This window comes from Nocardioides sp. (assembly GCF_034670285.1).
GTDB lineage: Bacteria > Actinomycetota > Actinomycetes > Propionibacteriales > Nocardioidaceae > Nocardioides.
This window is the reverse complement of sequence record NZ_JAXMNS010000144.1, coordinates 1-8,288: the sequence shown is the minus strand read 5'-3', so window position 1 is coordinate 8,288 and position 8,288 is coordinate 1. Positions and strand designations below refer to the sequence as shown.

Sequence of the window (8,288 nt, the reverse complement as noted above, 5' to 3'; positions counted from 1 at the left end):
CGGGACGCGTTCGCCGGGGGTGGGGTCGAACAGCACCCAGCCCGCACCCGGGAAGTAGAGCTCGGGCCAGGCGTGGAGGTCGTGGGCGCTGTAGACGTAGGTGTTCGGTCCGGTGCGATCCGGGGTCAGGAAGCCGACGGCGACCCGGGAGGGGATGTCGAGGGTCCGCGCCATGACGGCCATCGCAGTGGCGAACTGCTCGCAGTAGCCGACCCGGCCGGTGTCCTCGCGCAGGAAGGCCTCGAGCTCGTCGGTGCCGACCTTGGCCCTCGGCGCGGCCTCGAGGCTGTAGACGAAGCCGCCGTCCTCCCGGAACCACTGCTGGAGCGCGACTGCCTTGTCGTAGTCGGTGCGCTGCCCGGCGGTGACGCCCCGAGCGAGCTGACCCACGATCGAGGGGGTGCGCTCGGGGAGGGCGGTGACCTCCGGGCTCACCTCGTCGCCCGGTCGCGGAGCCGTGCGCAGGTCGTTGGCGCGGAAGTCGTACTCCACCGAGGTCATCTGATAGCTCAGCCCCGCGGTGCTGAGGTCGTCCTCGCTGGCCAGGAAGTCCATGGTGGACTCGTCGAAGCGCCAGTCACCGGGCGCATCGATCGCCGAGATGGGGGCCTGGGTGGGGAGCCAGCGTGAGTCGAACTCGGGCTCGATCTCGACGCTGTAGCTGAACTGCTCGATGCCCGCGGCGACGGCGTCGTCGACGCCCTGGAGGGGTGGTAGCGGGCCCGACGCCAGGTTGTCGGAGGGGACGTCGCGGTCACCTGAGCTGAACTCGTTGTCGGAGAACCGGTTGAGGACCGAGATCCGCAGGTGGTCCGGTGACGGGTCGTCGGTGACGACCTCGACGAGGGGGATGTCCCTGCCCCGCCGCAGATCCCGTCGGAGGTCGGTGAGGGGGTTCTCAATGGTGATCTGGTCGTTGCCGCCCGGGCCGGAGCCGAGGTCGAAGACCTCGAGGTCGAACGTCGGGATCACCAGGGGGGCGACCACGGCGGCGGCCGTGGCGACGGCTCCGACGAGCAGGGCGCCCGCCCGCACGGCCTCGCTGCGGTGCGCCGAGGACGACGCGGGATCCAGCGAGCGGCCCCAGCGTCCGACCTGCTCCTCCTCGTGGAGGAACAGCAGCACGAGGAAGCCGAGGGCTGTCAGGACGAACACCCACCACCGCAGGCCGTCGTCGAGCAGGCTCACCGGCACGCTGTAGACCGTGATCAGCGGGAGGCCGGCGAGGGGCACCCGGCGCAGCGTGCAGGCGAGCAGGTCGACCAGGAGCATCGCCATCAGTCCACCGAGCAGGAGCAACGGCTGGATGCTGATGTCTGCGGTGCTCGGCACCGGCGCGGCGTAGGTCTGGGCCGCAGCGAACGCATCGTCGAGCGCGGTCCAGAAGACGCTGGTCGGATACGGGCGGTCGCCGATGACGAGGCAGGCCGCCATGAAGCCACCGACCGCCTGGCCGAGGAGCACCACCGCGCCAGGAAGTCGACGCCAGCGACCCAGGGCTCCGAGTCCGGCCACCACGACGCCGAGGGCGACGAGGGGGAGCAGGAAGCGTGAGGCCACCTCGGTGAAGCCGCCCCACGAGAGCATGGCGGCCCACGTCGTCGCGGCCGCGGTGGCCGAGAGCCGAAGGGCGGCCCCGAACGAGGCCCGGTCGCGCGAGCCCGGATCCCAGTCGAGGGGGAGCGTCGCGGTGCTTGCGGTGGACACGGCAGGTCCGGGAGGCGGGCCAACAGGAGGGCCGACTGGGGGTCCAGCTGGAGGGCCAGCTGGAGGGCCGGTGACGGTGCTCATGACGGCGACGACCCCGCAGCCCGCGCGAACGAGTGGCCCTGAGGAGTGCTCGTGCCGGTGCGCGAGGCGCCCATGCGCCCGAGCTCCTCCCACACGGTGTCGACGCGGTCCTGGGGGCCCATGGAGACCGCGCGCCAGCCGGCTGAGCTGAGCACGGGTGCAGAGCCCTTCTGAGGGACGGCGCCGTGACGGCCCGGGCGGCTGCTGCGGGCGGCCCAGGCCTCGACGTCGAGGGCCACGGCGAGGGCCGAGGTGGTGTGGTGGGCGAAGCGCCGCAGCAGCGGGACGTCGCTCTGACCGAGCGCTCCGAAGACCCCGATCGTGAGGCCCCCTTGTCCCTGCTCGCCCATCCACGAGGAGTCCAGGTGGGAGCGGTTGTCGGTCTGGAGGACCGCCAGGGCCTCGAGCAGCGGCCCACTGTTGTGCTCGGAGTCGCGGACATGCCAGGCGTGCGCGCCGTCCTCGCCGCTCGCGGTGACCAGGCGCACCGAGAAACCACGCTGGCTCAGGTGCACCGCGATCGAAGCAGTCACGGTGACCGCTGCCTCCAGGGAGCTCGCGATGCCTTGTCCGCGGTGGGAGAGGAGTCGGTTGTCGATCAGCAGCGTCGCGCGTGACTGCCAGGGCTGCTCCTCGCGGCGCACCATCAGCTCACCGGTGCGCGCCGAGCTGCGCCAGTGCACCCGGCGCAGGTCGTCGCCTCGGCGGTACTCCCGCACGGTGACGTCCTCGGCGGAGCCGAAGGCGAAGGCGCGTGGCCGGTTGTCACCGGATCCGGTCCAGCCGCCGCCCAGGGGCACCGGAGGCAGCGGCGAGATCCGCGGGGTGACGATCAGCGGCACCGTGGTCCGGAAGGCGCGGCCGAGCTCGACGAGGCCGAACGCGTCGCTGACCCGGACCGTCATCGGTCCGATCTCGAAGCGTCCGCGCACGTCGGAGCGCACCTGGTAGGTGACGCGACGCTGCCAGCCCTGGCGGACGCCGTCCACGACGAAGCGCGGCCGGGTGCCCAGGACGTAGGGGACGTGGTCCTCCAGGAGCAGCACACCGCTGGGGGTCCGGCCCTCGTTGGTCAGCGAGAGCGTGACGCGAGCGGGTTGACCGGCCGCGACGAGCTGGGGTGACGTCGTCCGCACCAGGGCGAGTCGGTAGCGGGCCCGCCCGAGGAGCAGAGCGGTCACCAGCGGGAGCACCAGGATCAGGACGCCGACCCGGGAGAGGGCCGGCTGGCCGAGGAGCATCGCGCACGCGATCGCGGTGATGCCGGCGGCGATGAAGGCCCGGCCGCGGACGGTCAGGCCGCCGAGGGCCTCACGCACGGCGGGCGGCCGGCACCGGCACCGAACCGACCAGGGTCTCGAGGACCGTCGCCACCGACCGGCCGCTCATGGTGGCCTCGACACTCGGCAGGAGCCGGTGGGTCAGCACCGGTCGGGCCAGCAGGGAGATGTCGTCGGGCAGGACGTACTCACGTCCGTGGATGGCGGCATAGGCCTTCGCGGCGCGCACGAGGTGCAGCGTGGCGCGCGGGGAGGCCCCGAGCACGAGGTCGTCGGTGCGACGGGTCGCCCCGGCGATCGCCACGGCGTACTGCTGGACCGACGGGGCGACATGGACCTGGGCGACGATGCTGCACAGCTTGCGGATCTCGCCGGCGTCGGTGACTGCCTCGAGGTCGTCGAGCGGGCGCGAGTGGGTGTGCGAGGCGAGCATCGCGATCTCGGCTGCCTCGACGGGGTAGCCCATCGACACGCGCGCCATGAAACGGTCGCGCTGCGCCTCCGGCAGGGCGTAGGTGCCCTCCATCTCGATGGGGTTCTGCGTCGCGATCACCATGAAGGGCGCCTCGAGGGCGTAGGTCGTGTTGTCGACGGTGACCTGACGCTCCTCCATGCACTCCAGCAGGGCTGACTGGGTCTTGGGGGAGGCGCGGTTGATCTCGTCGCCCACCACGATGTTGGCGAAGACCCCGCCGGGGCGGAACTCGAACTCGCGGGTGTTCTGGTTGAACACCGAGACGCCGGTGACGTCGGAGGGAAGCAGGTCCGGGGTGAACTGGATGCGTCGTACCGAGCAGTCGATGCTGCGGGCCAGGGCCTTGCTGAGCATCGTCTTGCCGACACCGGGGACGTCCTCGATCAGGAGGTGACCCTCGGCGAGGAGCACGACGAGCGTGGAGGTGACCACGTCGGGCTTGCCCTCGATGACGCGCTCGATGTTGGTGCGGATCCGCCCCACCACCCGCGCCACGGTCTCCAGGTCGGCTGCTCCCGCAGTCGCAATGTCCACGTCCGGTCCTTCCAACATCTTCGACACCCGGCCCGTTCTCGTCGTCCGAGCTGTGGTCCACCCCACGTTAGGGCGTGAGCGCAACCTACGCGCAGGCCCGGTGCCAGGTGCGACGCGCCGGATCACGCTTTGGTTGCCGTGGGGGAGCCCGCGACGTCGAGGCCCCTCGCCGACGACCCCTGGGGGTGGGACGCCGTCGTGGGCACGCTTCGGCGGGGTCGGGTGGCGCTCCGTGGGGGCGAGGGGAGCGAATGTGGTTGACGGTGGGGGAAAGTGGCGTATGGTGGGGCGAAGTGGAGCAAGACACCATCGAGGTGGGGCTCTCTGGCTGACGTAGGAGGTGCCCGATGCGCTTGATGGGCACCTACCGACCCAAGCTGGACGAAAAGGGCCGACTCTTTCTCCCCGCCAAGTTCAGGGACCAGTTGGCCGAGGGGGTCGTCGTGACGCAGGGACAGGAGAACTGCCTGGTCGTGTGGCCCCCCGAGGTCTTCGACCGCGAGGCGGACCGAGCGGCCTCCAAGCCGCTCACCAGCAAGGCCGCTCGCGGCTACGCACGCATGTTCTTCTCCGGCGGCGAGGAGGCCACCCCCGACAAGTCGGGACGGATCGGCATCCCCGCCCCGCTGCGGGACTACGCCGGCCTCGAGAAGGAGGTCGTCGTGATCGGCGTCCGCGACCGCCTCGAGATCTGGAACCCGACGTCCTGGGAGGAGTACCAGGCCGAAGAGGTCCGACGCTTCGCGGCCCTGGACGACGACGAGGACGACGACTAGCGCCACTGGTTCACCACTGGCCCCCACCGGGCCCCACCACAACTACACAGCGATCCGCAGGACGAGGTCTCCGACCCGCTCTCACCCGCAGCCGTCTGGGACACCTTCCCCGGCCCCAGAAGGCAGCACTTCCCCTTGACATCGCAGAGCGGGCGGAGCCCTGGCCCTACGGATCACACCCCGCACGACCAGCTACAGCCTTCCCAGCAGTCCACCAGTGACCCGCGGAGCCACCAGGCATCCAGGGACCACACGCACATCAGGGGTCGAACCGATGAGCAGCACCTCCACCAGCCGGCACCATCAGGTGACCGCCGAGCGCCGTGTACGACACCAGGCCCAGGACGTGGTCGCGGTGATGGCGTTCTCCGGACTGCTCTCGGTCGCCTGCGCCGTGGCACTGCTGCTGCTCACCCAGCTGGGGCACTGATGGTCTCCCACGACCCGGTGCTGCTGGACAGGGTCGTGGCCCTGCTCGACCCGGCTCTCTCCCACGACGGCGCCGTGCTCGTCGATGCGACCCTCGGTCTCGGGGGTCACTCCGAGGCGGTGCTCACCAGGTGTGAGCAGGCGCGCGTCATCGGCATCGACCGTGACCTCGACGCCCTGGCGATGGCGGGGGAGCGGCTCGCGCCGTTCGGCGATCGGTTCCTCGGCGTCCACGCGGTGTACGACGAGCTGCCCGACGTCCTCGACGACCAGGGCCTCGACTCGGTCGACGCCGTGCTCTTCGACCTCGGCGTCTCCTCGATGCAGCTCGACGTCCCCGAGCGCGGGTTCGCCTACTCCGTCGACGCTCCGCTCGACATGCGCATGGACAAGACCACGGGTCCGAGCGCGGCCGACGTGCTCAACACCTACAGCGTCGGTGACCTGACGCGCGTCCTGCGCGACTACGGCGAGGAGAAGTTCGCCCGCAAGATCGCCGGAGCCGTCGTCCGCCGTCGGGAGACGACCCCGTTCACCACCTCCGCTGCGCTGGTCGAGCTGCTGTACGCCGAGATCCCGGCGCCGGCGCGCCGTACCGGCGGACACCCGGCCAAGCGCACCTTCCAGGCGCTGCGCATGGAGGTCAACGACGAGCTGGCGGTCCTGCGCCGGGCGATCCCGGCCGCCATCGATGCCATCGGGGTGGGTGGCCGCGTGGTCGTGGAGTCCTACCACTCGCTCGAGGACCGCCTCGTCAAGCAGGCCTTCACCGCCGCCACCCGCAGCACCGTGCCGATCGACCTGCCCTTCGTCCCCGAGGGCAGCGAGCCTGCCTTGCGCCTCGTCACCCGCGGCGCCGAGCAGGCCGACGACGTCGAGACCGCCGCCAACCCGCGTGCCGCCTCGGTCCGGCTGCGGGCCCTCGAACGAATCGCCCCATCCAGCACGTCCCCCGGAGCCGCGTCATGAGCAGTACCGCCCCCCAGCGCCGCACCGCGTTGCCCCGCAACGCACGGGCCGCCGTCGATCGTGCCCGTCTCAGCGTCGTGCCGCGGCTGCGGACCCGCGCGCCGCGCGTCCCGTTCGTCATGCTCGTCAGCCTGATCCTGCTCGGCGGCGTCATCGGTCTGCTGCTCTTCAACACCTCCATGCAGCAGGCCTCGTTCACCGAGTCCCGCCTCGAGGACCAGGCCCGCAGCCTCTCGGCCCGCCAGCAGGCCCTCACGATGGAGCTCGAGCAGCTGCGCGAGCCGCAGCGCCTCGCCACGCAGGCATGCGCTCTCGGCATGGTCGTCGGACCCACGGCCGCCTACCTCGACATCGAGACCGGCAAGCTCACCGGCACCCCGACCGCGGCCGTGGCCGGCTCGTGTGGCTTCGAGCCGGTGGTGCGTCCCGCGCCCCCGGTCTACGAGGACGTGCTCGAGCTTCCGGGCGCGGCGTCCGGCGCGGCGCAGGCGCGCGCGGCCGGGAGCGGTCGATAGTGGCGACAGCGAGGCGACCAGGACCCACGAGGAGCCAGAAGATGGGCGCGACGAAGCGACGCACGTCCAAGCGCGGCACGTCCACCCTCCGGCTCAGGATCGGCTTCATCGCGATCGCGATGGTGATGTCGGTGTTCGCTGCTCGTCTCGTGCAGCTGCAGGGCATCGACCCCAAGCAGTACGCAGCGATGGCCGCGGCCGAGGGCTCGCAGACGGTCGTCCTGCCCGCCGAGCGTGGCGCGATCCTCGACCGCAAGGGGACGCCGTTCGCCGGCTCAGCGGACGGGCTGATGATCGTGGCCGACCCGACGCTGTCGGCCGACAAGGCCCCCGAGCTCGCGCGTCTCCTGTCCCAGCGCCTCGACCTCGACTACTTCACCGTGCTCGAGCGGCTGCGCGCGCAGGACAGCCAGTTCCAGTACATCGCCCGCCAGGTGCCGGCCGCAGAGGCCCGCGCCGACGTCGCCGAGGCCCGGGCGGCCGAGCTGCCCGGACTCGACACCCGCGACGACCCGGTGCGCTTCTACCCCGCGCGCGACGTCGCCGCCAACGTCGTCGGCTTCCTCGGAGCTCCGCGCAAGTCCGGCGCTGCGCGACCCAACGCCGGGTTCGAGACCTCCTTCAACCGCTACCTCGCCGGCACCGACGGTGAGGCGACCTACCAGGTCGGCGCCGGCGCCCGGATCCCGCTCGGCGACAGCACCGTGGCCGAGGCGCGCGACGGCAACGACCTGACCACGACCATCGACAGCGAGCTGCAGTGGTACGTGCAGCAGGTGCTGGGCCAGACCGTGCGCGGCGCGGGAGCAGAGTCCGGCACCGCGATCGTCATCGACACCCTCACCGGCGAGGTGCTGAGCCTCGCCGACTACCCGACGTACGACGCCTCCGACCCGCAGGACTCGGACGAGTCGACCTACAACTCCCGCGCGCTCACCGATGCCTACGAGCCCGGCTCGGTGCAGAAGGTCCTCACCGTCGCGGGCCTCATCGACGCCGGCAAGGTGACCAACAAGACCACCTTCAAGGTCCCGGGCGTCCTCCTGCGCCAGGACCGACCGATCAGCGACTACTTCGAGCACGACACGATCAAGCTGACCCTGGCCGGCATCATCGCCAAGTCGTCCAACATCGGCACCGTGATGGCGGCCGACAAGTTCGAGCCCGGTCAGATGTACGACTACCTGACCGCTTTCGGTCTCGGCTCCAAGACCGGTGTCGGTCTCGGCGGCGAGACCAAGGGCATCCTCCCGACACCGGCGACCACGACCGCGCAGATGCGCGACCGCATCGCGTTCGGGCAGTCGCTCTCGGTCAACGCCCTCCAGATGGCCGCGGCGGTCAACACCATTGCCAACGGTGGGGTGCGAGTCGACCCGAGCCTGGTGCGCGGCACCGCCACCCTCGGCAACGGCACCGAGGTCGGCAGCGACGTCGCCACCCGGCAGCGCGTGGTCAGCGAGGACGCCGCCTACCAGACGATGCAGATGATGGAACGCGTCATCGACCCCGAGGTCGG

8 protein-coding genes are annotated in these 8,288 nt (G+C 71.2%); 5 read left to right on the top strand and 3 right to left on the bottom strand.

What is annotated here, in order from left to right; all coding sequences use genetic code 11:
* From VOI19_RS09030 to VOI19_RS09020, 3 genes are all read right to left on the bottom strand, one after another.
* A partial coding sequence (locus VOI19_RS09030) for a DUF3488 and transglutaminase-like domain-containing protein (protein WP_323792635.1) occupies window positions 1–1,707 on the bottom strand: 1,707 nt, incomplete at its 3' end.
* A gap of 80 nt (window positions 1,708–1,787) precedes the next feature.
* Entirely contained in the window at window positions 1,788–3,110 is a 1,323-nt protein-coding gene (locus VOI19_RS09025; RefSeq protein WP_323792634.1) for a DUF58 domain-containing protein, read from the bottom strand.
* Window positions 3,103–4,080, bottom strand: a complete 978-nt coding sequence (locus VOI19_RS09020) for a MoxR family ATPase (protein ID WP_323792633.1) — start codon at window positions 4,078–4,080, stop codon at window positions 3,103–3,105. Before VOI19_RS09020 ends, VOI19_RS09025 begins: the two co-directional genes overlap by 8 nt.
* Window positions 4,081–4,427: 347 nt before the next feature.
* Here VOI19_RS09020 and mraZ point away from each other — a divergent pair, with 347 nt between their 5' ends.
* From mraZ to VOI19_RS08995, 5 genes are all read left to right on the top strand, one after another.
* Window positions 4,428–4,856, top strand: a complete 429-nt coding sequence (gene mraZ / locus VOI19_RS09015) for a division/cell wall cluster transcriptional repressor MraZ (RefSeq protein WP_323792632.1) — start codon at window positions 4,428–4,430, stop codon at window positions 4,854–4,856.
* Window positions 4,857–5,130: 274 nt separating this feature from the next.
* The gene (locus VOI19_RS09010) at window positions 5,131–5,286 is read left to right on the top strand and encodes a hypothetical protein (protein WP_323792631.1); all 156 of its coding nucleotides are present in this window, start codon (window positions 5,131–5,133) and stop codon (window positions 5,284–5,286) included.
* A complete protein-coding gene (gene rsmH / locus VOI19_RS09005) occupies window positions 5,286–6,254 on the top strand; it encodes a 16S rRNA (cytosine(1402)-N(4))-methyltransferase RsmH (protein ID WP_323792630.1) in 969 nt (322 codons plus the stop codon). Before VOI19_RS09010 ends, rsmH begins: the two co-directional genes overlap by 1 nt.
* Window positions 6,251–6,769 (top strand): hypothetical protein, encoded by a 519-nt coding sequence (locus tag VOI19_RS09000; RefSeq protein WP_323792629.1) that lies wholly within the window; start codon window positions 6,251–6,253, stop codon window positions 6,767–6,769. Before rsmH ends, VOI19_RS09000 begins: the two co-directional genes overlap by 4 nt.
* 41 nt (window positions 6,770–6,810) lie before the next feature.
* On the top strand, window positions 6,811–8,288 hold a 1,478-nt coding region (locus VOI19_RS08995; RefSeq protein ID WP_323792628.1), incomplete at its 3' end, for a penicillin-binding protein 2.